The organism is Parendozoicomonas haliclonae (assembly GCF_900174585.1).
In the GTDB taxonomy this organism is placed as follows: Bacteria; Pseudomonadota; Gammaproteobacteria; order Pseudomonadales; family Endozoicomonadaceae; genus Sansalvadorimonas; species Sansalvadorimonas haliclonae.
On the sequence record NZ_FWPT01000004.1, the window covers coordinates 337,153 to 361,916 of the forward strand.

General features: G+C 50.7%; 21 protein-coding genes. 16 read left to right on the forward strand and 5 right to left on the reverse strand.

Going from position 1 to position 24,764, the window contains the following annotated elements; translation table 11 throughout:
- The first annotated feature begins 272 nt into the window (after positions 1-272).
- The 9 genes from EHSB41UT_RS10610 (at position 273) to hemW (ending at position 10,294) form a co-directional block, all read left to right on the forward strand.
- Positions 273-1,697 carry a YfcC family protein gene (locus EHSB41UT_RS10610; protein ID WP_087109556.1) on the forward strand — a complete coding sequence of 475 codons (1,425 nt, stop codon included), beginning with the start codon at positions 273-275 and terminating at the stop codon, positions 1,695-1,697.
- Between the two features lie 76 nt (positions 1,698-1,773).
- Entirely contained in the window at positions 1,774-2,238 is a 465-nt protein-coding gene (locus tag EHSB41UT_RS10615; RefSeq protein WP_087109557.1) for an arginine repressor, read from the forward strand.
- Positions 2,239-2,354: 116 nt separating this feature from the next.
- The gene (locus EHSB41UT_RS10620; protein ID WP_165767219.1) at positions 2,355-4,319 is read left to right on the forward strand and encodes a dynamin family protein; all 1,965 of its coding nucleotides are present in this window, start codon (positions 2,355-2,357) and stop codon (positions 4,317-4,319) included.
- 113 nt (positions 4,320-4,432) lie between these two features.
- Positions 4,433-5,626: a homoserine O-succinyltransferase MetX gene (metX, locus tag EHSB41UT_RS10625; RefSeq protein WP_087109561.1), complete on the forward strand. Its 1,194-nt coding sequence runs from the start codon at positions 4,433-4,435 to the stop codon at positions 5,624-5,626.
- Complete coding sequence (gene metW, locus EHSB41UT_RS10630; RefSeq protein WP_087109563.1) at positions 5,623-6,219, forward strand: methionine biosynthesis protein MetW; 597 nt, start codon at positions 5,623-5,625, stop codon at positions 6,217-6,219. The genes metX and metW overlap by 4 nt, the downstream gene beginning before the upstream one ends.
- A gap of 348 nt (positions 6,220-6,567) precedes the next feature.
- Positions 6,568-7,794, forward strand: a complete 1,227-nt coding sequence (locus tag EHSB41UT_RS10635; protein ID WP_087109565.1) for a dicarboxylate/amino acid:cation symporter — start codon at positions 6,568-6,570, stop codon at positions 7,792-7,794.
- Between the two features lie 192 nt (positions 7,795-7,986).
- A complete protein-coding gene (locus EHSB41UT_RS10640) occupies positions 7,987-8,466 on the forward strand; it encodes a DUF4426 domain-containing protein (RefSeq protein ID WP_165767220.1) in 480 nt (159 codons plus the stop codon).
- A gap of 41 nt (positions 8,467-8,507) precedes the next feature.
- Positions 8,508-9,098, forward strand: coding sequence for an RdgB/HAM1 family non-canonical purine NTP pyrophosphatase (rdgB, locus tag EHSB41UT_RS10645; RefSeq protein WP_087109871.1), 591 nt, complete (start codon positions 8,508-8,510; stop codon positions 9,096-9,098).
- 8 nt (positions 9,099-9,106) lie between these two features.
- Positions 9,107-10,294 (forward strand): radical SAM family heme chaperone HemW, encoded by a 1,188-nt coding sequence (hemW, locus tag EHSB41UT_RS10650; protein ID WP_242667278.1) that lies wholly within the window; start codon positions 9,107-9,109, stop codon positions 10,292-10,294.
- On the opposite strand, the gene EHSB41UT_RS10655 is transcribed toward hemW, so the two are convergent.
- The 3 genes from EHSB41UT_RS10655 to EHSB41UT_RS10665 form a co-directional block, all read right to left on the reverse strand.
- Positions 10,263-11,168: an endonuclease/exonuclease/phosphatase family protein gene (locus EHSB41UT_RS10655; protein ID WP_087109872.1), complete on the reverse strand. Its 906-nt coding sequence runs from the start codon at positions 11,166-11,168 to the stop codon at positions 10,263-10,265. The two genes, hemW and EHSB41UT_RS10655, sit on opposite strands and share 32 nt — an antisense overlap.
- A 64-nt stretch (positions 11,169-11,232) precedes the next feature.
- Positions 11,233-11,928 carry a thiol:disulfide interchange protein DsbA/DsbL gene (locus EHSB41UT_RS10660; RefSeq protein WP_087109568.1) on the reverse strand — a complete coding sequence of 232 codons (696 nt, stop codon included), beginning with the start codon at positions 11,926-11,928 and terminating at the stop codon, positions 11,233-11,235.
- A gap of 194 nt (positions 11,929-12,122) precedes the next feature.
- The gene (locus EHSB41UT_RS10665; RefSeq protein WP_087109570.1) at positions 12,123-12,728 is read right to left on the reverse strand and encodes a c-type cytochrome; all 606 of its coding nucleotides are present in this window, start codon (positions 12,726-12,728) and stop codon (positions 12,123-12,125) included.
- Positions 12,729-13,074: 346 nt separating this feature from the next.
- Here EHSB41UT_RS10665 and yihA point away from each other — a divergent pair, with 346 nt between their 5' ends.
- A complete protein-coding gene (gene yihA, locus EHSB41UT_RS10670; RefSeq protein ID WP_087109572.1) occupies positions 13,075-13,743 on the forward strand; it encodes a ribosome biogenesis GTP-binding protein YihA/YsxC in 669 nt (222 codons plus the stop codon).
- Between the two features lie 248 nt (positions 13,744-13,991).
- On the opposite strand, the gene EHSB41UT_RS10675 is transcribed toward yihA, so the two are convergent.
- Together EHSB41UT_RS10675 and polA are read right to left on the reverse strand one after the other, a co-directional pair.
- Entirely contained in the window at positions 13,992-15,674 is a 1,683-nt protein-coding gene (locus EHSB41UT_RS10675) for a hypothetical protein (RefSeq protein ID WP_087109574.1), read from the reverse strand.
- A gap of 155 nt (positions 15,675-15,829) precedes the next feature.
- Complete coding sequence (polA, locus tag EHSB41UT_RS10680) at positions 15,830-18,649, reverse strand: DNA polymerase I (RefSeq protein WP_087109576.1); 2,820 nt, start codon at positions 18,647-18,649, stop codon at positions 15,830-15,832.
- A 169-nt stretch (positions 18,650-18,818) separates the two neighbouring features.
- Between polA and EHSB41UT_RS10685 the strand changes: the two genes are divergently transcribed.
- From EHSB41UT_RS10685 to znuB, 6 genes are all read left to right on the forward strand, one after another.
- Positions 18,819-19,232, forward strand: coding sequence for a DUF2782 domain-containing protein (locus tag EHSB41UT_RS10685; protein WP_242667279.1), 414 nt, complete (start codon positions 18,819-18,821; stop codon positions 19,230-19,232).
- Positions 19,233-19,290: 58 nt separating this feature from the next.
- On the forward strand, positions 19,291-20,295 hold the full coding sequence (locus tag EHSB41UT_RS10690) for a homoserine kinase (RefSeq protein WP_087109580.1): 1,005 nt from the start codon (positions 19,291-19,293) through the stop codon (positions 20,293-20,295).
- A 146-nt stretch (positions 20,296-20,441) separates the two neighbouring features.
- On the forward strand, positions 20,442-22,505 hold the full coding sequence (locus EHSB41UT_RS10695) for a hypothetical protein (protein WP_087109582.1): 2,064 nt from the start codon (positions 20,442-20,444) through the stop codon (positions 22,503-22,505).
- A 77-nt stretch (positions 22,506-22,582) separates the two neighbouring features.
- Entirely contained in the window at positions 22,583-23,152 is a 570-nt protein-coding gene (locus EHSB41UT_RS24940) for a Fur family transcriptional regulator (RefSeq protein WP_087109584.1), read from the forward strand.
- Positions 23,153-23,156: 4 nt separating this feature from the next.
- Positions 23,157-23,957, forward strand: coding sequence for a zinc ABC transporter ATP-binding protein ZnuC (gene znuC / locus EHSB41UT_RS10705; RefSeq protein ID WP_087109874.1), 801 nt, complete (start codon positions 23,157-23,159; stop codon positions 23,955-23,957).
- Positions 23,954-24,760 carry a zinc ABC transporter permease subunit ZnuB gene (gene znuB / locus EHSB41UT_RS10710; protein WP_087109586.1) on the forward strand — a complete coding sequence of 269 codons (807 nt, stop codon included), beginning with the start codon at positions 23,954-23,956 and terminating at the stop codon, positions 24,758-24,760. The genes znuC and znuB overlap by 4 nt, the downstream gene beginning before the upstream one ends.
- The last annotated feature ends 4 nt before the right edge of the window (positions 24,761-24,764 follow it).

Below are 24,764 nucleotides of genomic sequence, written 5' to 3' on the forward strand. Positions count from 1 at the left end.
TATTCAACCGTTGACCGCCACCAAAAGCCTTTTTTAATGAATAACGAACAAAAACAACAAACCCACACATTTTTTGACCGTAATCAAGTTTGAAATGAACGACGTTAGACTGTTGACCTGCGTCAAAAATATTAAATAAACAAAGAATAAACTCCGCAGCAACCTTAAAGGCCTGCTGAAAAAAATATTAACCGGTCAATGCCAGGTTATTTTATTCATGTGTGTTTTTTCAGAAGGCCTCTTAATTACCCTTGAGGAGTCCTGGAGAAGTTATGTCTGAAATAGCCGCATCTGGTAATGATGCCATTACCGAAAAGAAAAAATTTAAATTACCTTCCGCTTATACGATTCTTTTTCTTCTTATTGCCTTTATGGCGTTGATGACCTGGATTGTTCCAGCCGGTAAATACGAAACCGTAATGAACGAGGATCTGGGAAGGGAAGTCGCGGTTGCCGGCACTTATATGTCAACAGAGAGCAACCCGCAGGGTCTGCTGGAAATCCTGACCGCTCCAATCGTTGGTATTCAGGGCAGTATCGACCTGGGCCTGTTCATCATGGTGATTGGTGGCTTTCTGATGATCATCACCGCAACCGGTGCGATCGACTCCGGTATTAATGCGGCTGTGAAGAAGATGGAAGGCAAGGAATTGATGATGATTCCAATCCTGATGTTTTTCTTTGCGGCAGGCGGCACCGTATACGGTATGGCGGAAGAGACTATTCCTTTCTATATGCTGGTTATCCCCATCATTATCGCTTCCGGCTACGACGCAGTAACCGGTGTAGCGATTGTGCTGCTGGGTTCAGGTATCGGCGTACTGGGTTCGACCATCAACCCGTTTGCCACAGTTATTGCCTCTGATGCTTCCGGCATTCCTTTCACTGACGGCCTGATGATGCGCGTTGGTATTCTGGTGGTCAGCTTTGTGGTCGCTGTTGGCTACGTAATGCGCTACGCCCAGAAGGTGAAAGCCAATGCCGCACTGTCTGTTGTTGCAGATCTGGCTGAGTCCAACAAGCAGCACTTCCTTAAGAAGAAAGAAGACAGTGGCAATCTGGAGTTCACCGGTCGCCACAAAGCCATCCTGGTTCTGTTCGGCCTGACCTTTGCCATCATGATCTGGGGTGTGGCTTCTGCCGGATGGTGGATGACCGAGATGTCCGTACTGTTCCTGGCATCCTCTATTATCGCTGCCTTCCTCGGCCAGATTAACGAAGAAAAGTTTGTTGATAACTTTGTTGATGGCTGCCGCGATATTCTGGGTGTTGTACTGATTCTTGGTATCGCCCGCGGAATCGGCATTGTGATGGATGGTGGCCTGATCACTGGCACCATTCTGAACTGGGGTGAACAGACACTTGCGGAGATGTCCTCCGTACTGTTTGTGAACGTGATGTACTGGATTCACATCATCCTGTCATTCTTCATCCCGTCTTCTTCCGGTCTGGCTGTGTTCTCCATGCCAATCATGGCACCGCTTGCTGACTTTGCCGGCGTAGGTCGTGATCTGGCGGTTACCGCTTACCAGACAGCCAGTGGCTGGACCAACCTGATCACCCCGACTTCCGGTGTGGTTGTGGCGGCTCTGTCCATCGGACGCGTACCTCTGGTGACCTGGATCAAATTTATGCTCCCGCTTCTCGGTATGCTTGCCCTTATCACCATGGGCTTCCTGAGTGCAGCAGTGCTCTAACACCAATCAAGTTCTAAAAAGCCCGGGATTACCGGGCTTTTTAGCCTGGAATGAAAAAGCAAATGGAGGTACATAAATGCGCGTGCTAGACAAAGAGCTGGTGCATGTTCTGAAAATGCTCATTACCGAGCACCAGTTCAGTTCTCAGGGAGAGATCATTGAAGCGTTAAAGGAGAAGGGCTACTCAGACATCAACCAGTCCAAAGTCTCCCGTATCCTCCATAACCTCGGGGCAGTCCGAACCCGAAACGCCCGTAAAGAACTGAAGTACGCCCTCCCTCAGGAGTTCCAGACTCCTTCCATTGATTCCTCTCTCGCAACCCTTATTACCGAAGTCGACTACAACGATTGTCTGGTCATCATCAAGACGACACCAGCAGCAGCCCAGATTGTTGCCCGTCTGATGGATTCTCTTGGCCGTTCCAGTGGCATTCTTGGCTGTGTAGGCGGCGATGACACCATATTCCTGACACCAACCCGGGAATCCAGTGTCGAAAAACTTTATGAGCTGATTACTGACCTCATACATATTCAGGAATAACAGGGTCGGAAATGGGCAGCTGACGTCTAGGAGAAAAGCTCGATAACTGTATAATGGTGAAAAAATAAACTGCAGGCAGGAAAACTGCAGAGCAAACTTCTCGGGGGAGGATACAGGTGTTTGAGCTGAATAAAGGCATTGCGGCACACCTGGCATGGAAAAAGTCACTGCTTATCCAGGTCAACCGTTATCAGGCCTGGCTTGAGCATAACCAGCTTTTCTCTACAGACATCGCCAGTCAGCTGTCCAGCTGCCGCAAGACCCTGTCCAGCAATAATGTGACGCTGGCTTTTGTCGGTGAGTTTTCCCGGGGAAAAACAGAACTGATCAACGCTCTGTTATTTTCAGGGCTTGGTAACCGTCTGCTGCCATCACGGGCAGGTCGGACAACCATGTGCCCGACAGAAATATTCTTTAATCCCTCACGCCCTCAAAGCCTCAGGCTTCTGCCTGTTGAAACCCGTCTGTGCGATAAAAGCATTCAGCAACTACAAAACGACCGGACTGTCTGGCACGAAGTAAAGCTGGAGAGCGGCGATGCCGTTGAGATTTCCCAGGTTCTGGACTCCATTGCCCATACCAAACAGGTTTCCCGCAGTGATGCCATAAAGCTTGGTTTCAACCCTGAGCATCTGGACCTTTGTCCGGATAACCCCAACAAGGTTTCTATTCCTGCCTGGCGGCACGCGATGATCAATATCCAGCATCCTCTGCTTCAGCAAGGCCTGCGGATTCTTGATACTCCAGGATTTAATGCACTGGGTTCAGAGCCTGAGCTGACCATGAGCATGCTGCCTTCTGCGGATGTCATTGTTTATCTGCTCAGTGCCGATACCGGTGTAACTGCCAGCGACAAGCAGGTCTGGGATGACTATATCCGTCAGATACACGGTCAGCGTCCGTCAAACTTGTTTGCCGTTCTGAACAAGGTGGATTCCCTTTACGATGACCTGATCCCGAACGAGCAGATTACGGCGATGATAGAAGACATCCGCCAGACAACAGCCCGCCAGCTGGATATTCCGGTCAATGATGTTTTACCGATGTCTGCTCGCAAGGCTTTGCAGGGACGTGTTCAGGATAGTCCTGAGGTGCTCGAGCAAAGTGGCATTATGGCCCTTGAGCAACTGTTGGCTCAGGAACTCGTCGGTCGCCAGCAGGCACTGATCAGCCAGCACATTGTTAAACCACTCCATGCTCAACTGGAAAATAGCCGCCTCGCTCTGCAAAAGCGCCTTAAAGAAATGACCGCTCAGCAGTGGCGCATGAGCAGCAGTCACAAGAACAATCTCTACATGATCTCGGAACTGACAACCCGAACCCGTGAGCTGCATACCCAGCATCATCACCGTCTGCTGTCGATTAAATCCAGCCAGCGACTAATTAAACGTCAGGGCGAAGCATTAAGCAGCGCCTGTCGTCCACAGGTGTTCCGTAATCGCTTGATGAAAGTCGAGTCCCAAATGAATGCCAGCCTGACTACGGCTGGTATGAACCATGCGATCATCAAGTTCTTTCATTTGATACACGACGACATTTATACACTGGGTACGGAAGCACGACTGGCTAACAGATTGATCAGCTCCATCTATGAGCGTCACAGAAGCCTGTCGAAAGACAACCCTCTAGAACCAAAGCCATTCACGACCCACGAATATATCAACGAGCTGGATACCATTCGTCGTCGGGCTAACAGCTTCCGCAAGCGCTTCAGCACCGTTATGTCCAGCCAGAGCAATGTGGCCAGACGCTTCCTCAATACGATTGCTATGGAAGTGGCCATGCTGAACGACAGAATGGCCAGAGATGCACGGGAATGGGCAGATAATGCTCTGCGACCTCTCACTCAGAACGCGTTTGAGCAGAAGCAGTATATCGAGCAACAGCTGATTCAGATTCGGGCTTTGACTCTGAACGATTCCAGCCGCGAACACTTGATGGGCAAGCTAGATGGTTTTATTCAGGAAACCGAACTGCAACTGGCTCAAGTCGATAATCTGATTAAAGAAGTACGTCGGCCATCACCGGCCAGCCGCATTGGTAATGTTATCCATCTGCACACCGGTGCAGCTATCGCCTAACAGCTCACTCTGCGCCCAAAGCGCGCTTCATGCATGACTGTATGTTGCGCGTATCGCAGGGGGTATTTAGACTGCCTGCAACATTGCACTGAAATAATACCTGAATAATAAAGATGCCGGATCACTCGCAAGCGCCGTCCGAGCCTGTTGTCACGAGGAGCTTCCCCGACAGCAGCGTGGGTCTCGTTACCCCGGAGACCCTCCATTTCGATCAGCCGTTAGCCCTGAGCTGTGGTCGAATGTTGGAGCAGTTTGATCTGGTTATTGAAACCTATGGTGAGCTGAATAAGAGTGCCAGCAATGCGGTCCTGATCTGCCATGCACTCAGCGGTGATCACCACGCGGCCGGTTATCATTCGGAAGATGATCGCAAGCCGGGATGGTGGGACAGTGCCATTGGCCCGGGCAAAGCCATTGATACCAACCAGTTCTATGTTGTCAGCCTGAATAATCTTGGCGGTTGCCGGGGCAGCACTGGCCCGGTCAGTATCAACCCGGAAACCGGTAAACCCTGGGGGCCAGACTTTCCCGTAGTTACGGTTGAGGACTGGGTAGAGAGCCACGCCCTCCTTGCTGATCGTTTAGGTATTACCCAATGGGCTGCCATCGTTGGCGGCAGCCTTGGTGGCATGCAGGTTCTGGAGTGGACAATTCGCTTTCCGGACAGGGTTCGACATGCGGCGGTTATCGCCTCGGCTCCCAAGCTCTCCGCGCAGAATATCGCCTTTAACGAGGTAGCCCGACAGGCCATCATGTCCGACCCGCAGTTTCTGGAAGGACGCTATCTTGAGTCGGAAACTCTACCTGCTTCCGGTCTTGGGCTGGCCCGAATGGTTGGGCATATCACTTATCTTTCCGATGATGCCATGAAGGCAAAGTTCGATCGGGACAGAAAAGTCACCGACTTTCAATTTGATTATGGTGCCGAGTTTCAGGTGGAAAGCTACCTGCGCTATCAGGGTGAATCTTTCACCAAACGCTTCGACGCCAACACCTACCTGTTAATGACCCGGGCTCTGGATTATTACGACCCGGCCAGTCGTCACAATCATAACCTTGTGGAAGCGCTGGCTAATGCAAAGGCCCGCTTCCTCGTCATCTCTTTTACCACAGACTGGCGTTTTAGCCCGGAGCGGTCGGAAGAGATTGTGAATGCACTGCACACCGCCGGTAAGGATGTCAGCTATCTGAAGGTTGATGCACCGCAGGGGCATGATGCGTTCCTGATGGATATCCCTCGCTACACCAACGCTTTGTCCGCCTGGATGAACCGGGTTGCCACAGAGAGCAAGGAGTACACGGTATGAGACGGGATTTCAGTGTTATCAGCCAGTGGATTCCGCCTCAAAGCCGGGTGCTTGATCTGGCCTGTGGCGACGGTGAGTTACTTGATCAGCTGAAGCGGGATAAGTCAGTAAGCGGCTATGGTCTGGAGATTGATCCGGACAAGATTCAAACCTGCCTTGAGCGCGGTGTCAGTGTTATCGAGCAGGATATCGACAAAGGTCTTAACAACTTTGAGTCAGGCAGCTTTGATACGGTGGTGATGACATCTGCACTGCAGGCACTTCATAACCCAGACAAGGTTCTGGATGAAATGCTCCGGGTCGGCAAAGAATGCATCGTGACCTTCCCTAACTTTGGCCACTGGCGCTGCCGCCTGCACTTAGGCATCCATGGTCGTATGCCAGTTTCCGAGTTTATGCCTTACTCCTGGTATGACACACCAAACATTCACTTCTGTACCTTCAAGGACTTTGAAGATCTGTGTCATAGCAAACGACTACGGGTTTTAAGACGACTGGTGACTGACCAGCAGTTAAAAGACAACCTGCCAGCCAGACTGCTTCCCAACTTGTTTGGTGAGGTCGCTATTTATCATATCAGTCCTAAAACTTGAGACTCTGCTCTGATAAAAAATGACAGAACAGGCTCGATCAGTGCTGTCATTTCTTAAATAGAAATCTATTTGTATTGTAAAAAAGAGCATAGAAATACAAAAAAATCACAAACAAAAATGCACAAAATATTTCTTGATAATTATCAATATTATTCATTCCTTATAGGCATAGTATCCGCCTCGAAAACCAAGAATTAATTTTCAGTTTGTCATCACTTCAACAGTATTAGTGTATCTGCAGTTTTTGCAGGGCCTGCTTATATCTGGCGTTCGGGTCTGGTTTTTCTGAACATCATATATCAGTTGATCCGCAGTTCTGTCTGATGCCTGTGTTCTGGAATCTTGCTCATGAGTGCAGAAAAGAGTGAATGGGGCCTGATCAATAAGTTATTGATCGGCATCGCAGTTGGTATCGGGATTGGCTTGCTGGCGAATGAACAGATAATGGCCGTTGTTGCCTCGTTCAAATACGTCATCGGTCAGTTTATTTTCTATACCATTCCTTTTGTCATTATTGCGTTTATTGCTCCGGCTATTACCAAGCTGCGCCATAACGCCAACAAAATGCTTGGTGCCGGTATCACCATTGCTTACCTCTCCGCTGTTGGCGCCGCGACCCTGGCTTATGTATCCGGCCTGCTGATTATTCCTCACCTGTCCGTACCTACCTCTGTAGAAGGCCTTCGTCATCTGCCAGATGCCGCCTTCACCCTGAACATTCCTCCGGTAATGTCGGTAATGACCGCTCTGGTTACCGCGATTGTGATTGGTGTTACTGCTCTGGCCGCCAAGGCAACAGCTGTAGAGAAAGCTCTGAACGAGTTTGAAAACATGATGATGATCGTGGTGAAGAGAATGGTCATCCCTGTGCTGCCATTCTTTATTGCCACTACTTTCGCCGGTCTGGCCTATGAAGGCACCCTGACTCAGCAGCTGCCTGTCTTCCTGAAAGTTGTTGTTCTGGCTCTGCTGGGCCACGCTGTTTGGCTGGGTGTTCTGTACGGTATTGCCGGTGCGGTTTCCGGTAAGAACCCTCTGGAAGTACTCAAGCACTATGGCCCGGCTTACCTGACTGCCGTAGGTACCATGTCCAGTGCCGCGACTCTGCCAATCGCCCTGAGCTGCGCGCGTAAGTCCAAGGTACTCAGCAAGGAAACTGTCGACTTCATGGTGCCAATGGGTGCAACCATTCACCTGTGTGGTTCCGTACTGACAGAGACTTTCTTCTGTATGGTTATCTCCCTGATGCTTTACGGAGCACTGCCTCCTGTTGGCACCATGGCGATGTTCATCGTTCTGTTCGGTATCTTCGCAGTAGGTGCACCAGGCGTTCCTGGCGGTACTGTAATGGCGTCCATGGGTATCGTGGTTGGTGTTCTTGGCTTTGACCCTGCTGGTGTTGCTCTGCTGCTGGCTATCTTCGCCCTGCAGGACAGCTTCGGTACTGCCTGTAACGTAACTGGCGATGGTGCGATCACCCTGATGCTGGAAGGCATGTTCAACAAGAACGGTGAGCTGTCTGCCATGTCGGCAGAGGCAGCAGCCATTGATGCGGTAGAGCCTGCCAAGGCCTAACAGCATTATCACGCTTGTTTATAAGGGCCGGACTTTCCGGCCCTTTTTTTGTTTTTTCAGCTACGATTCAGCCTTCAGGAACCCATCAGACTCAAGCCGTTGTACGCAATACCGGAGATTTTTGGTATTTTGAGGCGCATAGCCACGCTATTAACAAGAACAGATGATAATTATCCGTTAAGGATGAACAGTATGTTGAAGCTATTCCTTGCCAGAGTCCCTTCCACCCGAGCTCTTGCCACCAAAGCACTGATCGCTATGCTGCTTCCTTTTGCCTTCGCAGTGACGGCGCAAGCCTCGCAGCCAATGGGAAGTGAGGAGAAGTTTGGCGACTATGTTGTTTACAGCAGTGCCTTTAACAGCACCTTCCTGACGCCAGATATCGCCAAAAGTTATGGCATCGAGCGGGCAAAAAATCAGGCACTTATTAATGTATCCATCATGAAGGATGGCAAGGGTGTGGAAGCGGATGTTCAGGCGGAAACATCCAACCTCATGGGTCAGAAAAATACTCTGAAAACATGGCTGGTTGATGAGGGCGATGCCAAGTATTATCTCGCCTCATTCAAGATTACCAATGATGAAGTTCTGCACTTCACCATCAAGGTCAGCCCAAAAGGCACGAACCTGAGCCACACTGTACGGTTCAGCCAGAAGTTTTACGAAGATTAACTGTGTTGACCCATTCAACCGCTGACAAAGAGACCGACCCCATGGAAGTTGTTATTGCCACCGGCAATATGGGCAAGCTGGCCGAGTTCCGCCAGATGCTGGCACCTCTGGATATGACCCTGCGCGTACAGAGCGAATTCAACACGGAAAGTGCTGAAGAAACCGGCCTGACCTTTGTTGAAAACGCCATCCTGAAAGCGCGTCATGCTGCCCGCATCTCCGGCCTGCCAGCCATCGCTGATGACTCCGGTCTTGAGGTTGAATACCTGAAAGGCGCTCCAGGCATCTATTCCAGCCGTTTCTCTGGTGAAAACGCTTCCGATATCGACAACATTCAGAAGCTTCTGCACGAGCTGGACGGTGTGCCAACGGAGCTGCGCAAGGCACGCTTCCAGTGTGTTCTGGTGTATATGCGCCATGCCGATGACCCGATTCCTGTTATCTGCCAGGGTTCCTGGGAGGGTTATATTCTGGAGCAACCATTGGGCGATAACGGCCATGGCTATGATCCGGTCTTCTTTGTGCCGGGCATGCACTGTTCTGCCGCTGAGCTTTCTGCGGAGCAGAAAAACAGCATGAGCCATCGTGCTGTGGCTATGGCCAAGCTGCTGGAAGAACTGAAAAACCTGTGAGTCTGTCTTTGTCTGAAAACTCCTCTACACCTGCTCAGGGGCTGCAACTGCCGCCCCTGAGTCTTTATGTGCATGTGCCATGGTGTGTTCGCAAGTGTCCCTACTGCGACTTCAACTCTCATAAAGCGGATGGCGTTATCCCGGAAGAGCTTTATGTTGAGGCTTTGCTGCAGGACTTGATCAGTGAGTTGCCGGCTGTACAGGGCAGGGAACTACAAAGTATCTTTATCGGCGGTGGAACACCAAGTCTGTTAAGCCCTGATGCCTATCAAACGCTCTTCGATGGTATGCGCCAACACCTGCGCTTTGCGGATGATATTGAGATCACCATGGAAGCCAACCCGGGAACATTTGAGCAGGAGCGCTTTAACGGTTTCCGTAAAACTGGCATCAACCGTCTTTCCATTGGTGTACAGAGTTTTCACGACAGTTGTCTTCAAGAACTGGGCAGAATTCACTCAGGCGGTGAAGCCATCAAGGCTGTAGCCATGGCCCGAGCTGCCGGGTTCGATAATATAAACCTTGATTTGATGCATGGTCTGCCCGGTCAGGATGAAGCGATGGCGATGGCCGATCTTCAGCAGGCTATCGAGCTCAAGCCCGATCATTTGTCCTGGTATCAGCTGACGATCGAGCCCAATACCGTATTCTGGAGCAAGCCTCCGACGCTTCCGGAAGATGAAACACTCTGGTCTATTCAGGAAGAAGGGCAGAAGCTGCTTGCTGAGCACGGCTTACAACAGTATGAAATTTCCGCCTACAGTCGGACTGGACGTCAATCTCGTCATAACCTGAACTACTGGCAGTTTGGTGATTTTATCGGCATAGGTGCAGGCGCACATGGAAAGGTCACAGATCTGAAGCGTGGCGTTATCTACCGTAACTGGAAAACCCGCCAACCAACCGCTTACCTTGAAGCGGGCAAGCTGATCAAAGAGAAACCGTTTCAGGCAGGGGTTCGTGAACTGGAAACGGATGAACTGCCTTTAGAGTTTATGATGAATGCCCTGCGTTTAAACCAGGGTATTGAAGCTCACCTCTATTCTGAGAGAACAGGGCTGGAACTGTCGGATATTCAATTTGCCATCAGCAAATTGAAAAGCCAGGAGTTACTGGCTGATGATAACCGGCGCATTCAGCCAACTGAGCGTGGCAGCCTTTTCCTTAATGAGCTGTTGGAGCATTTCTGCTCATAAGCTGCAATCCTTCCGGTAGCTGTATTTCAACGGCAACCGGAAGGTGATCCGACTGGGGAAAATCCAGTACTTCACAACTCACCGCCTTGAGGCTGGAACTCAACAGAATATGATCCAGTGACTTCTTGGGTTTCCAGCTAGGAAAAGTGCAAACGTCCATCGAGGCGTTGTGCAAACCGGCTCCATTTAACGGGGAGTCATAAAGAAGCTGCTCGGCATGGGTATTCATATCACCCATGAGCACCACATGCTCGTGAGCATCAATCAGCCTGCGGATATATCCCAGCTGATGCTCGCGGCCACGCCGACTTAAAGCCAGATGCATAATGACAATAAGCAGTGGATTGGTTTCCCCCAGCTCAGCGACAATTGCCCCTCGGCCAGGAATCAACCCCGGTAACTTGTGATCCTCAAGTAACTCTGGGTGGCAGCGGGTCAGCAGGCCATTACTGTGCTGGGCAAACTGTCCAAGATTGCGGTTGAGCTGCTGGTACCACCAGGGGAAGCCGCTGCGATGTGCCAGATATTCAATCTGATTAATAAAACTGCTGCGCAGACTGCCACCATCCGCTTCCTGCAGAGCAACAACATCATAGCTGCGAAGCAGTCGGGCAATACGATCGAGGTTCTTTTGGCGAGAGGAAGAGGGAAGAACATGCTGCCAGCTGCGGGTCAGGTAATGGCCGTACTGTTGCGTTGTGATGCCCACCTGGATGTTAAAACTCAATAGTCGCAGGGTTTCCAGTCTTCGACTTTCCTGGCTCCAGTCCGGATCAGATGCTTCAACCTGGTCGGCTTTGAAACTGCCACTCTGGTTGAGTGCACGTTGCCTGATACGTCGCTGCAGAGTTTTCTGAACGGATTTCAACGGCATGCCCATCCTCCTAATGCTGCAGAAGGGGTACTGGAAGGATGAAAAGTACCAGCACCTCGGGAAATTAACTGGTCGGTTTTTCCTTGGCTTCAGCAGGGGCTGCAGGAGCCTTTTTATCCTTGCCCGACTTTTCAGCACGAGCCTTATCGATCAGGAAATCCGCCACTTTCAACATATTTTCAAGCCCGCCAGCCATGCCGGGATCGACAACATACTTCCCATCAACAATGATAGCGGGAACCCCCATAAGCTGGGCACCACGGGTAATGGCACTGGCTTTCTGGGTCTGATTTCTGACACCGAAGGAGCCATAAGCCCGCTCGAAGTCTTCTTTCTTAACGCCAAAGCGACTGTTCAAAAACTCAGTCATATCCTTCTCATTATCCAACCTGCGGCCCTGTTCTTGAACAGCTTCAAAGACAGAGAAATGAGCTTTATCCAGCAACTTCATATCTTCCAGGGCATAAAACAGCTGGGCATGGGCCTGCCAGGGTTTACCGAAGATAACCGGTACATCATCCAGTTCGACATCTTCACCTTTCCCTTTTTTCCATTTTTCCTGCAGTTTGGCCAGATCAAAGCAGTGCGGGCAGCCATACCAGAACACGGTATCCACCTCGACCTTGTCAGCTGAAGAGCTAATCACAGGAATCGGCTGTTTAAGAGCCTTGTATTCGACACCTTCCTTAAAATCCGCTGCGGCAGCGATAAAGGCAAACAGAGATAGCATGAGAAAAAACAGATGCCGCAGTTTGTTCATTTTTATCTCCAGATCAGGTCATCTGACACCCCGGGCATTCAAGGAAGGCGGGGCTGTTCACATCGAAAAGCTGGTTATTTTAAGTTAGCAGGTATCTGCTGGAGATGAGTGCAGGCAGGGGATAAAGGGTGGTTTAGGAAGACTGAAAAGCAAAACGGGAGCTCAATAGCTCCCGTCCTGTTAACTCTTGCGTATTAACGCAGACCGCTGATGTAGCTGCTCAGAGCATCAATCTGCTTGTTGCTCAGCTTCTCGGCAACAGCACGCATGATCTTGGTTTCGCCATCATTCACACGATCACCTTCACGGAAATCACGCAGCTGCTTGGCAATATATTCAGGAGACTGACCTGCCAGTGCTGGGAACTTGGCCGGAGCATTACCGGAACCCGTTGGAGAGTGACAGGCGGAACAGGCAGGAATGCCTTTAGCCACATCACCACCACGCCACAGTTTCTGACCTACAGCCACAGAAGCTTCAGTGGCCTGACCGGTAGGTGCCGGCTGGCTGGCATAGAATGCGGAGATATCAGCAATATCCTGCTCAGACAGGTTGTCAGTCATGCCTGTCATCTCGAGGATCTTACGATCGCCATTCTTGATATCAGTGATTTGTTTGATCAGGTAACCTTCGCCCTGACCGGCGAGATGCGGATAATTGGGAGCAATACTTTGCCCCGTCGGGCCATGACAGGCTGAACAGATCGCCACTTTTTCCTTTCCTGCAGCGGCATCCCCCCCGGCAACTGCCAAGCCGGCCCATCCAAGACCTACAAGCAAACACGCAACTAACTTTTTCATCAACACAACCCGGCTCCGGTTATTGTACTTGGAAGACGCCACCTGTTTTTCAGTGAATGAGTGAGTGACGGTTCCGCTTTTGGCTGTTCTATTTATCTCTTATGTACCCGCCGGATGTCATGTTCGATGCACCTGACCGAACAACTCAACAATGGGTACCCGCGAGGCAGCCTTGTTTTCATTTTAATTATCCCTGAAAAAGCAGGGTCACACTAAGGCCGAGCCCATTATATACTATGCCAACATCAAATCTGAACATGACAGTTCATATGGACGGTGTTAATTCAGTGCTTCGTCCGGAAAAATTTGGTTTTTGGAAACTTAGTCTTAGGTAAAGAGCCTCTCGATGTCACAAAATCATGCCTCCCTGAACTATCGGGCGACCAGCTTCCTGATCAGCGCAGCCCGTTTTGATCAGTGCCCACCAGCTACCGGGCGAGAGGTTGCTTTTGCCGGTCGTTCCAACGCGGGTAAGTCCAGTGCTCTCAATGCACTGACGGGCTCCAACAAGCTGGCTCGTACCAGTAAAACTCCTGGCCGCACCCAGTTGATTAACTTTTTCACCATTAACAATGGCGAACACAAACTGGTCGACCTTCCTGGTTATGGCTTTGCCAAAGTGCCGGAAGCCATGAAACTGGAATGGCAGAAAGAGCTGGGAACCTATCTGGAAGAACGTCCAAACCTTGTCGGTGTCGTTCTGCTTGTGGATATCCGTCATCCACTCAAAGAGTTCGACGAAATGATGATCGATTGGGCTATTACCAGCGGTATGCCACTGCATATCCTGTTGACCAAGTCCGACAAGCTGAAGTTCGGTGCGGCGAAGGCAGCACTGCAAAAGCTGCGCAATCAGCTGCGAGACCATAAAGACCTGATCACCGTACAGCTGTTCTCCTCCCTGAACAAAGTCGGTATTGATGAGCTTTCTGCCCAGCTTGATCACTGGTACCTGGCACCAGAAGCTGAGGCAGAGATCGTTGAAGTTGATGATCAGGAACCCGCCGAAGATTAACGGGTCAAAAGACAGGCAAAAAAAACCGGTCATCTGGGGGTAGATGACCGGTTTGAATTTCAGGTTTCAGGGCACACACAACCCTAAAACCAACAACACTAACACCAAACACACAAGGAGTTTTGAGAGCCTAAACCGTCACACACACCAAACAATTTTGCCTCTCATATACTCTGACAGCAGCCTTCCCAAAAAGTTCCGAAAAATTTTAAATTTTTTCCGTTTTATTTTTTCCCAGCCTGTCCGTATTACCGTTTGCGCCTTGCCGGCTTTTTATTCACTGCTTCTTTCAATAGAGCCTTGGCATACTCAGCCTCGGTAATAGGCTCGCTATAGTCGCCCTCTGACTTCCATTCTCTGGGCAGGTAATCGTAATAACCCTCGTAATCACTTTGTTCTGCCCACACCTCAGGTGGCAGCTTTAAGCGACCATTCTCGTCCAGACTGGCAGGGACCGATTTTTCTTTTGTTGCACTGCCACGTTTTGACTTCAACTTTCTAGGCTGATCAGTGGCATCATCCTGCCGTCCACGCCGCAGTTTTCTTTTTTCTCCCCGCCGTGGAGTCGAGTCCATATCAGCGGGGTCTGGCAAGAACCAGTTCATTGCCGCATAAATGAAGTTTCTAGTGATCAGACTTCTTCCCAACTCGACGCTCAATCCTTCAAGCCCACGCCAGTGACCTGGTTCCTGCCGTTCTTCAACTTTGGCAAGGACGATATTCATATCCTCCCGGTAAGCATCCGATGTGTTCAGCCATAGCTCAGGAAGTTCAACGTTTTGTGTGGTGTTACGATCAACCAGCAGATAGCCCTCAGACCCACCAGTACTAAATACGGCCAGATGGCCTTCCGGAGACAAGGCATGAGGGACTCTTTGGATAACCACTGCAGATGATTCATCTCCCTCGGTCACCAGCTTTTTTATCGCCTGCAGAACAGAGTGAGAAAAAGGTGTGATCACCGCAAGATGATCCGGCAGAGTGTCCTGCCACTCTTTAATTGTCAGCCAATCGGTCAACCATATGCTGCCAACCTCAGTGTCGACGGCTACGGGCAACCGTGTCTCGGATAACAGCCGTCCTTCCCGCCATAGCTGAATGTACATGGCTTTCGTGCTTTTACCATCCGGTCTCATGCGTACGGAAGTGACTCCGTGATCAAGGCAGGCTTTAGCGAGACTGAACCATTCGTTTTCCAGTTCATTAACTGTACTTGGCAATGTTTCTGGTGTGACACCAGAGAAGTGCATAACCAGCTCAGCGCTTTCACCAATATTGATACCGGTTGCAACCAGCTCCAGGTCTATCTGCTGATCCATAATCGGCGACATAAAGCGCACTCTTTGAGTGCCTTCATGGGCATAGCGCATCTGAGAGCGAACCTCTGGCCAGTACTGATTCGCCAAAGAGATATGCCCCAGCAGGAAAGCACCCATCTGTCGCCAGAACGCCAGATAATCACCGGGTAGAATGGTATTCGCTGCGTTAAACCCCGCACGCATATAAAAGTCACGCATGGATAAAGACGAGAAGAAGTCGGCGGTTGTCTGCAGCCCCAACGTCATAACGGGCGCAATCCAGGGACGGAACCAGACTGGACCATAAGTCGCCAGAACAGAATCACCAGCACTCAAAGCCAGCCGGCCGGCAATAGCCATACTGATAATGGCACTGGCACGTACACCTTCTTCTTTAAGAACCCGGAAAGCGGTATCACGGTTTGACCATCTACGATCTATAAATTCCTGATTTTTGCTGACAGGCAAAGATTGCAGAATATAAGAGGCATCAGGCTCATTCGTGAATGCGGAACCTGAATCCTGAGCAGGCAGATAATTATTAGCAGCCCAAAGCGGAGCAACCTGTGCGACGGACAGAAGAGTGGCAAGAACAGCCGCTGCGGTGAATGATTGCCGTCCTCGCTCAACCATGAACCTGACCCTCCTGCCATTAGCTCCAGAATGAGGGCGGCAAGTATAGTGAAGTTCAAGGGAAGTACAGGACGAGCTTTGTAACCTTGCTAAAAAGATGCCCCAGTGTGTTTCAACACACTGGGGCATCTCATACTCTTGATGACGGGAAGCGCTTAGTGAGCTTCATCCCAGTTGTTGCCAATGCCGGCATCAGCCACCAGCGGAACATCCAGAGTTGCAGCTTCTGCCATACGGGCTTTCAAACCAACAACCAGCTCATCGAGCTGCTCTTCTTTCACTTCCAAAACCAATTCATCGTGTACCTGCATAATGATGCGGGCATCCAATGAAGACTCCTGAAGCCAGGCATCAACGGCAATCATCGCCTTCTTGATGATGTCAGCGGCAGTTCCCTGCATAGGTGCGTTAATCGCCGTACGCTCTGCAGCCTGCTGACGCATCTTGTTCTTGGCATTGATTTCCGGAAGATGCAGACGACGACCAAACAATGTTTCCACATAGCCTTGCTCGTGAGCCTGAGCACGGGTTCTATCCATATATTCCAGTACGCCCGGATAACGCTCGAAGTAGCGCTCTACATACTTCTGCGCGTCTCCTCGCGGAATATTCAACTGCTTGGCCAGACCAAAAGCAGACATGCCGTAGATCAGACCGAAGTTAATTGCCTTGGCACTGCGACGCTGATCAGCAGTCACTTCATCCAGGCCAACACTGAAAACCTCAGCCGCTGTCGCTTTGTGCACATCCAGTCCATGGGAGAAGGCGTCCAGCAACCCCTGATCTCCAGACAGGTGCGCCATAATGCGCAGTTCAATCTGGGAGTAATCCGCAGCCACCAGCTTATAACCTTCAGGCGCGATAAAGGCCTGACGAATACGACGACCTTCTGCCGTACGCACCGGGATATTCTGCAGGTTAGGATCAGACGATGACAGTCGTCCGGTTGCTGTGACTGCCTGATGGTAAGAGGTATGAACCCGATTGGTGACCGGAGAAACCATCTTTGGCAGTTTGTCGGTGTAGGTCGACTTCAGCTTGCTCAGACTGCGGTGTTCCAGAATCAACCGTGGCAGATCAAAGTTATGGGAAAGCTCCACCAAAACCTCTTCCGCTGTAGACGGCTGTCCTTTCGGTGTCTTCTTTAAAACCGGCAGTCCAAGCTTATCGAACAACAAAGCTTGCAACTGCTTAGGCGAAGAAAGATTGAACTCTTCACCGGCAACCGTCCAGGCCTCATCCTGTAGCTCGCACAGACGCTTTTCCAGCTCAATACTCTGCTGTCCCAGCAGATTCACATCGACCAGTGCACCATTACGCTCAATGCGGGACAGAATAGGAACCAGCGGCACTTCAATATCTGTGAACACGGATTTCAGAGATTCGCTCTTTTCCAGCTGAGGCCAGAGAGCTTCATGCAGACGCAGAGTAATGTCTGCATCTTCTGCCGCATACGGCGCAGCCTGTTCCAGAGAGATCTGGTTAAAAGTCAGCTGCTTGGCACCTTTGCCAGCAATATCTTCAAACTTGACGGTTTTAACGCCGAGGTATTTTTCCGCCAGCGTATCCATATCGTGGCGGCCGTTGGAGTCCAGAACATAAGACTCCAGCATGGTATCGAAGGCGATGCCTTTCAGCTCAATGCCGTAACGCATCAGAACACTGCGATCATATTTCAGGTTCTGGCCAACCTTACGCTGACTCTCATCTTCCAGCAGAGGCTTGAGAGCTTCCAGAACAGCATTACGATCAAGTTGCTGCGGTGCATCCAGATAATCATGGGCCAGTGGTACATAGGCGGCTTCACCGGCTTTCACCGCGAAGGACACACCCACGACCTCAGCATCCATATAATTAAGGCTGGTTGTTTCGGTATCAAAGGCGAACAGCTCTGACGCTTTCAGTTTCTCCAGCCAGACATCAAAGGCTGATTGTTCCAGAATGGTTTCATAAACCACTTCTGTTGGTGCTGCCGCAACAACGATCTCGGGAGCAGACGACTCTGCGCTGGCAGCAGGCGATCCGGCTTTGTTCGCCAGAGTACCCTTCATAGGACGCAGTTCACCATTCTCTTTGAGTTCTTTAATCCAGCCACGGAATTCCAGATCTTCAAAATACTCAAGCAGTTTGCCGCCGTCGTCTTCACCGTTAACCAGATCAGTAATCGTACAGCCGACATCCAGATCAGTTGCAATAGTGGCCAGTGTGTAGGAGAGGTAAGCCATCTCCTTGTTATCTTCCAGCTTCTTGGCCATGGTCTTGGCACCACGGAAGCCAAGATTCGCCACCTTATCCAGGTTGGCATAAATAGAATCAAGTCCACCCAGACCTTGCAGCAAAGCCAAAGCAGTTTTTTCGCCAACACCCGGTACACCTGGAATGTTATCGACCTTGTCACCCATCAAAGCCAGGAAGTCGATAATCAACTCAGGGCCGATAGAGAACTTCTCGTGAACGCCCGGAATATCCATAACAGTGTTGGACATGGTGTTCACAAGGGTCACATGTTCATTGACCAGCTGGGCCATGTCTTTATCACCGGTAGAGACGACAGTGTGCAGGCCAGCTTTGGTCGCTTGAACAGCCAGAGTGCCAATTACGTCGTCCGCCTCAACACCGGTAATCGCCAACAGAGGCAGGCCCATTGCACGAATAATGTTGTGTAATGGTTCAATCTGGCTGCGCAGATCATCCGGCATCGGTGGGCGATTAGCTTTGTATTCTGGATAAATATCATCCCGGAAGGTTTTACCCTTGGCATCAAACACCACAACAACCGTGCTGCCGGAGTAATCCGCCTGCAAGCGTCGCAGCATATTCACCACACCTTTTACCGCACCAGTCGGCTGGCCTTTGGAGTTGGTCAGCGGTGGCAGCGCATGATAGGCCCGATAGAGATAGGAGGAGCCGTCTACCAGCACCAGAGGTTTCTGACCTTCGGCCTGATCATGGGTTTCTTGCAGGAGATCTGTCATTGTCTTCCTTGTTTTGGCATCAGTTTCGGCCGATAAGCACCACGGTTTACCGCTCTTGGCTGTTTATGGGTAGAATGCAGTCACGAGGTGTATCGATCGGGCTATTCTAGACCAGACGCTAGCTTTCAGGCACCTGTACAGTGGTTGTGATTTACTCATTGGAGCATTCATGAATATCCGAAAGAACCTGCTTACAGCATCTTTTGTTGTAATGACTGTTACAGGCTGCGCTACACAAACTTCCACACCGACGACTGTTCCCGAAGATGCGGCTGCCATTCCAGAGTTACCGGGCATAACCGTTATTACCCAGAAAAACTCAGCAGCAACAGAAACAACCAATGCCCCAGAGGTTTCCCCTGAGACTCTGCAGAGCCTGCCGGCCGGCACCGATATTATCATCCGCCCCGGTGAAGACCGCACAATCCACGAATATCGGGTCAACGGTCAGCTCTACTCTATCAAGGTTGTTCCCAAGGTTGGACCTCCCTACTACCTGGTTGCTGTCGATACGGCCGGAAACTTTATGCGGTCAGATCGCCCACAGATGCTGATTCCCAGTTGGAAGGTACTGGAGTGGTAAGCTCTTTCTGAGCAAAGCCACACAGTCGTGAGAAAAAGGACGCAGGAATAACAACACCATGTCTGTCTATACACAGCTTACTGAACAGGAGTTCAGGGACTTTCTCTCTCTTTATGATGAGGGTGAACTGGTTAATTGGCAGGGCATAGAAGCCGGGATTGAAAACACCAACTACTTCGTCAATACACGACATCCGGCTAAAGGTGACCAGCAATTCGTTCTGACGATTTTTGAATACCTGCCAAAAGAGAAGCTGCCTTTCTTTATCCGCTTTATGGAGCTGCTGGCAAAGTCCGGTCTGCCTGTTCCTGCACCTGTTCATGGCCGTGATGATTTGTCTCTCAAAGAACTGAAAGGCAAGCCCTGCATGTTGCAGCCTCGTCTGGATGGCAACCATATTGAAGCTGACGACCTGACAGTTGAGCAATGTCGCCTGATTGGCGACAGCCTTGCCCGTGTTCATGTTGCCGGACAGAAGGCATCCTTCACTCAAGATAACTTCCGGGGTATGGACTGGATTGGGATGCAGGTTTCCCGTCTCTCCACCTTATTGCCAGAGGACGAAAGAAAACTGCAGGCCGAGCAGTGGCAAGCCATTACCGCTGAATTCAATGATGAAACTGATCTTCCCAGAGGTTTAATTCACGCCGACCTGTTTGTGGATAACGTGCTGTTCCATAAAGGTAAGGTGAGCGGGATTATCGACTTCTTCCAATCCTGTGAAGACTGGTTGCTTTATGATGTGGCCGTGACTGTAAACGACTGGTGTCTAAAGTCTGGATCGCTGGAGCTGGCCCCACAGCGCACTGAAGCCCTCCTGCAGGCTTATGCGGCTGTTCGCCCGTTTACAGATGAAGAGCACCGCCTCTGGCCTTTGATACACCGGTTGGCCTGTCTGCGCTTCTGGATATCCCGTGCCATTACCTACACCTATCCAGATCATGTGCTGGATAGCAGTGACCCTCATGACGACAGCGTCCTTCGTCATTTCAAGGATCCGGCCAAATTCAGGGATATGCTGAGGCTGCGTACCGCCAACTCTTCGAGCCTGGTTTTGCCTTAAGGCTCGGATTCAAGCCTTAATCCTGTCACGCTCTCCGGTTCTGAAACCTTTGAATCTGAGAGCGTCACATTCCCGCCACATCAGCCATTTGACTGACAAGCCTGTCTATTCTGGAAAGAACAGTATTCCCGCTATGGACCGGCCCTATGATGCGTTTAAATTCGGCAGCTCTTTTCCAGAACCGGAGCCTTGATAACTTTAAAGAACTCTACGCTAAGGACGAGAGCAGGTTTTCTACCAAAACCTATCTTTCCGGGAAAGGAAGCAACAAAACCAGCCATGATGTTCTGGAAACCAAGGATGGCTATGTTCTTTACCTCCACACATCCCAACCAAACAAAGACGGTAAAACCCTCAGAACTGTTCGGGCCATTTCCCGAGGTGAATTTCGCAACAAAGAAGCGGAGCTGTTAGTAAAATCCAGAGAGTTGCTGGATCTTCTTAATGCTCCCCCTCCAAAAGATACCAAGATTCAATCACGCTCAATCAGCAGCCAGACATCATTTACCGATTCTGTAGTGGGTCCACAGTCATCCGGCTACTCCACACAAACGTCTGGGGAGGCTCCACCAGAAGAAGAGCTACCAGAATCGCCGACTCCTCTTGTAACAGATAGCTCGAATTATGAAGCCGTTCCACCGAAAAGAAGGGAAGCGTTACACAAAATAGATCGCTCTCTTGCTCAATCAAAAGTCTTCTCAAACAAACTCGATGAACTGGCACAGCCCACAACGTCTGAAGACGAAGAGGTACTTCCCCGGCCTCAGGAAAAGATGAAGCGCAAAGTGTTCAGGATGAAAACTGAGACACCCAAGCCTTTATCCACGCCACCGCCATCAGACTATCAATCACAGATCTCCACAACAGAAGGCAGTGATGAATCTGATGATGAAGAAACACGACTACCTTCCACACACAACAAGCCACTAACTAGCAGAAACTCTGCGTCATTACCTGTCGATTCCGATAGCGAACATGAGTTTACTGTTATGGATGCACCACCAATGCCTCCAAAGCGCAAAGTTCTGAAGAAAAGAGTTAAACAGCCAAATCGCAAAGAAGAACCACCCACGCGCAGTCTGTCGTCTACCAGCACAGCATCTCTACCAGAAGAAACAACTGAAGAACGCAGACAATATCGAGATGAAGTCACCACAACTTCTCTCAAACTTCAACCGACGGTTACAGCACTTTCTGATGAAGACGCACAACAACAGTCCATCTTCAGAAATAAACTGATGCAGTTGTGTGATCAGTATCTTGATGAGCGCGCCTGTAGAACCAGAGAAGAAGAGCAAGCTCAGAGAACACTTCTGTATGGAGCTCTCGTTGCCAGCTCCGACGCTTTCTGCTGGCCTCGTAACCGTTATGAAGAACTCGATTTTTCTACAATCCTTATCAACCCTGAAGCTGCTAAAAAGCTTTTTGCTTCCGGCGGTGATGAGAAGGTAACCCAGAAACAAATTGAACGTGCGACAGGCAGCCTCTTTAATCGAGCGACAAACACGCTCAAGCAACATAGAAAAAGCGTGAACGAGCCAACCGCGAATTACCTACAGGAAGAAGCCCAGCGGGTGATGCAGGAAGCTTCAAAGATTAAGGTTTATTGTCAGCGCCATGATATTACACCTGAAGATATGGAGTTCTGGTCACAGAGCGCGCCAGACTCTCCGATAGAGCAAGATTCCGCCTACTTTGAAAACCTCATCTTCGGTACCAACGCTCCCCAAAAGACCCGCGACATGTCCGAAGCGGACTATGACCGTTACAAGGCCCAAAAGCATAAGGATGATCTTGCAGCCATAGACTGGCTGAACAAAACGCTGAGCCGCCAACCTGAATGGATGACGGAAGACAGGGATGATCTTGCCAGCATCACTCCCTATAAGCCCAAGTATCCGAATATCCATCACGCAGCCCCCAGCACTACAGGTAAAGGGTCGCTCTACGACATTCTTCGCCGGGATGCGGTTCAGCCGGATTCTGCGCTTTCCCATAAGGATATTGATAACTACCAAGCTTATTGCAAAAAGCTGCACCAGCAGGCTTTTGACCAGTATGCTGAAGAAACCAGAGGCCGCCCACAGCATGCCACTGTAAAGGAAACCGAGCATATCAGCCCCCTCGGTTTCAAAGGGAAAAAGCGCAGCAAGCCCATTACCCTTCCGCCTCGCCTTCAAGAACGGGCACAGTCCTATAAGAAAAAGTAACAGGGCAGATTCGATTCTGTCCTGCCTTCCACCCCTGAAGTGTTATATTATATCGTTTTTGTTCAGGGACATTTGGCGTGACACTCAGCACCAAAGCCAGCAGCCTCAAAGCCCGCGACCACGAAGACAGTTCGGGCTCTCAGGCCAGTAGCGATCTCGCCAATCAGGCCTATACCTCTCACGATCACAGCAGCTGCGTCAGCAAAGCGCTTGAGCAGGCCACAGAGCTATGCCAGCAGAGGGGCCAGCGCCTTACCGCGCTTCGTAAGCAGGTTCTGGAACTGGTGTGGGACAGCCATAAACCTATTGGTGCCTATGATATTCTGGCGATGATGTCGAAAGATCAGGATCGACCGGCTGCTCCACCGACCGTCTATCGAGCACTGGACTTCCTGCTCGAACAGAGCCTGATTCACAGGATTGCCTCTCTTAATGCCTATATTGGCTGCCACTGTCCGGACAGTACCCATGAGGGTATTTTCCTGATCTGCGAGAAATGCAGAACAACCCGTGAACTCACAGGCTCCGAAGAGATTTCCCTGCTGAAGCAGCAGGCCGCTAACACCGGCTTTCAGGCAACGCATTCCCTCGTAGAGATTTCAGGTTTGTGCCCTGCCTGTCAGCCTGCCTGTCATGAAGGTGCGTAGTCTGATGAGCCAACACATCTCAGACAAAACCCTGCTCTCACTGGAACAGATCAGTGTGTCTTTCCAGGGGCGAACCGTTCTCGATAATGTTTCCTTCGAGCTGAAAGCCGGAGAGATTGTTACCCTGATCGGCCCCAATGGTGCTGGCAAAACCACGCTGGTGCGGGTTGTGCTTGGCCTGTTAAAGCCCGGTATAGGGAAGCGTTTTATCAGCCCTGGGCTGCGTATTGGCTATATGCCCCAAAAGCTGCAAATCGACCAGACCATGCCTCTGACGGTTAAGCGCTTTCTGGCTCTGGCCGGCGCCAACGGCAAAGAGATTATTGAATCCCTGCAGCGGACCAAGGTTGAGCACACTCTTAACAGCCCCATCCAAAAGCTGTCTGGCGGCGAGATGCAGCGGGTGCTGTTATCCCGGGCTTTGCTGCGCAAACCTGAGCTATTGGTTCTGGACGAGCCTGTACAGGGTGTTGATGTCACCGGGCAGCGTGAGCTGTATCGCCTGATTGCCGAGCTACGGAACGAACTGGGTTGCGGAGTGTTGATGGTTTCCCATGATCTTCATCTGGTTATGGCTGCCACCGATAACGTTATCTGCCTCAACAGCCATATCTGCTGCCATGGCCATCCCAGCCAGGTTACCCAGCACCCGGCCTATCTTCGTCTGTTTGGTGGAGAATCCGACGAGCTGGCCATATACAGCCATCACCATGATCACAGCCACACTCCCGATGGCCACGTTGTTGGTTGTAACCATCATCACCATGACAATGATTCCAAAGACTCCGGCTCACCACATTCATGATTGATTCTTTTCTTATTTATCCGCTGCTGGCCGGACTTGGTGTGGCAGCAATAGCGGGGCCACTGGGCACATTTGTTGTCTGGCGCCGCATGGCTTATTTCGGGGAGACTCTCTCTCACTCGGCTCTGCTGGGCGTGGCTCTGGGCTTCCTGCTGAACATCAACCTGAACCTCAGCGTTGCCATCGGTTGTGTTGTTATCGCACTGCTTTTAGTCTGGCTACAGCATCGACAGGTTCTGGCGACCGATACTCTGCTCGGCATTCTGGCGCACAGTGCCTTAAGTCTTGGCCTCGTCGTTGTCAGTCTGCTGGGCAATATTCGCATTGATATGATGGCTTACCTGTTCGGTGACCTGCTGGCTGTCGGACCGGAAGACCTGTTCTGGATCTACGGTGGCGGGCTGGTAATCATTGCTCTGCTTTACACCTTCTGGAGCCAGCTGCTTTCTATCACTGTTCATCAGGAACTGGCTGAGGTGGAGGGCATCAATGTTAAACGCATTCGTCTGATGCTGATGCTTATGATTGCTGTGGTGATTGCCGTTGCGATGAAGATCGTCGGTGTACTGCTGATCACCTCTCTGCTGATTATTCCAGCAGCCACAGCCCAACGTCTTGCCCGCTCTCCTGAACAAATGGCCATTGGTGCCAGCGTTGCGGGTATGTTGTCCGTCTGTGGCGGGCTTTGGGCTTCGATGATCTGGGATACGCCGACCGGGCCATCCGTGGTAGTGTGTAGCGTAACGCTGTTTCTTGTCGCCATGGTTCTTTTCTCATGGCGCAATCCGGGTACAAGGCCGTAAACCG

What these genes read in the sequence shown, in the direction of transcription:
- EHSB41UT_RS10660 (WP_087109568.1), bottom strand. Translation starts at nt 11,928, where the DNA reads ATGAACAAACTGCGGCATCTGTTTTTTCTCATGCTATCTCTGTTTGCC.
- EHSB41UT_RS10610 (WP_087109556.1), top strand. Translation starts at nt 273, where the DNA reads ATGTCTGAAATAGCCGCATCTGGTAATGATGCCATTACCGAAAAGAAA.
- metX (WP_087109561.1), top strand. Translation starts at nt 4,433, where the DNA reads ATGCCGGATCACTCGCAAGCGCCGTCCGAGCCTGTTGTCACGAGGAGC.
- EHSB41UT_RS10635 (WP_087109565.1), top strand. Translation starts at nt 6,568, where the DNA reads ATGAGTGCAGAAAAGAGTGAATGGGGCCTGATCAATAAGTTATTGATC.
- EHSB41UT_RS10695 (WP_087109582.1), top strand. Translation starts at nt 20,442, where the DNA reads ATGATGCGTTTAAATTCGGCAGCTCTTTTCCAGAACCGGAGCCTTGAT.
- EHSB41UT_RS10655 (WP_087109872.1), bottom strand. Translation starts at nt 11,168, where the DNA reads ATGCCGTTGAAATCCGTTCAGAAAACTCTGCAGCGACGTATCAGGCAA.
- EHSB41UT_RS10690 (WP_087109580.1), top strand. Translation starts at nt 19,291, where the DNA reads ATGTCTGTCTATACACAGCTTACTGAACAGGAGTTCAGGGACTTTCTC.
- EHSB41UT_RS10665 (WP_087109570.1), bottom strand. Translation starts at nt 12,728, where the DNA reads ATGAAAAAGTTAGTTGCGTGTTTGCTTGTAGGTCTTGGATGGGCCGGC.
- znuC (WP_087109874.1), top strand. Translation starts at nt 23,157, where the DNA reads ATGAGCCAACACATCTCAGACAAAACCCTGCTCTCACTGGAACAGATC.
- yihA (WP_087109572.1), top strand. Translation starts at nt 13,075, where the DNA reads ATGTCACAAAATCATGCCTCCCTGAACTATCGGGCGACCAGCTTCCTG.
- metW (WP_087109563.1), top strand. Translation starts at nt 5,623, where the DNA reads ATGAGACGGGATTTCAGTGTTATCAGCCAGTGGATTCCGCCTCAAAGC.
- EHSB41UT_RS10615 (WP_087109557.1), top strand. Translation starts at nt 1,774, where the DNA reads ATGCGCGTGCTAGACAAAGAGCTGGTGCATGTTCTGAAAATGCTCATT.
- rdgB (WP_087109871.1), top strand. Translation starts at nt 8,508, where the DNA reads ATGGAAGTTGTTATTGCCACCGGCAATATGGGCAAGCTGGCCGAGTTC.
- polA (WP_087109576.1), bottom strand. Translation starts at nt 18,649, where the DNA reads ATGACAGATCTCCTGCAAGAAACCCATGATCAGGCCGAAGGTCAGAAA.
- znuB (WP_087109586.1), top strand. Translation starts at nt 23,954, where the DNA reads ATGATTGATTCTTTTCTTATTTATCCGCTGCTGGCCGGACTTGGTGTG.
- EHSB41UT_RS10675 (WP_087109574.1), bottom strand. Translation starts at nt 15,674, where the DNA reads ATGGTTGAGCGAGGACGGCAATCATTCACCGCAGCGGCTGTTCTTGCC.
- EHSB41UT_RS10640 (WP_165767220.1), top strand. Translation starts at nt 7,987, where the DNA reads ATGTTGAAGCTATTCCTTGCCAGAGTCCCTTCCACCCGAGCTCTTGCC.
- EHSB41UT_RS10685 (WP_242667279.1), top strand. Translation starts at nt 18,819, where the DNA reads ATGAATATCCGAAAGAACCTGCTTACAGCATCTTTTGTTGTAATGACT.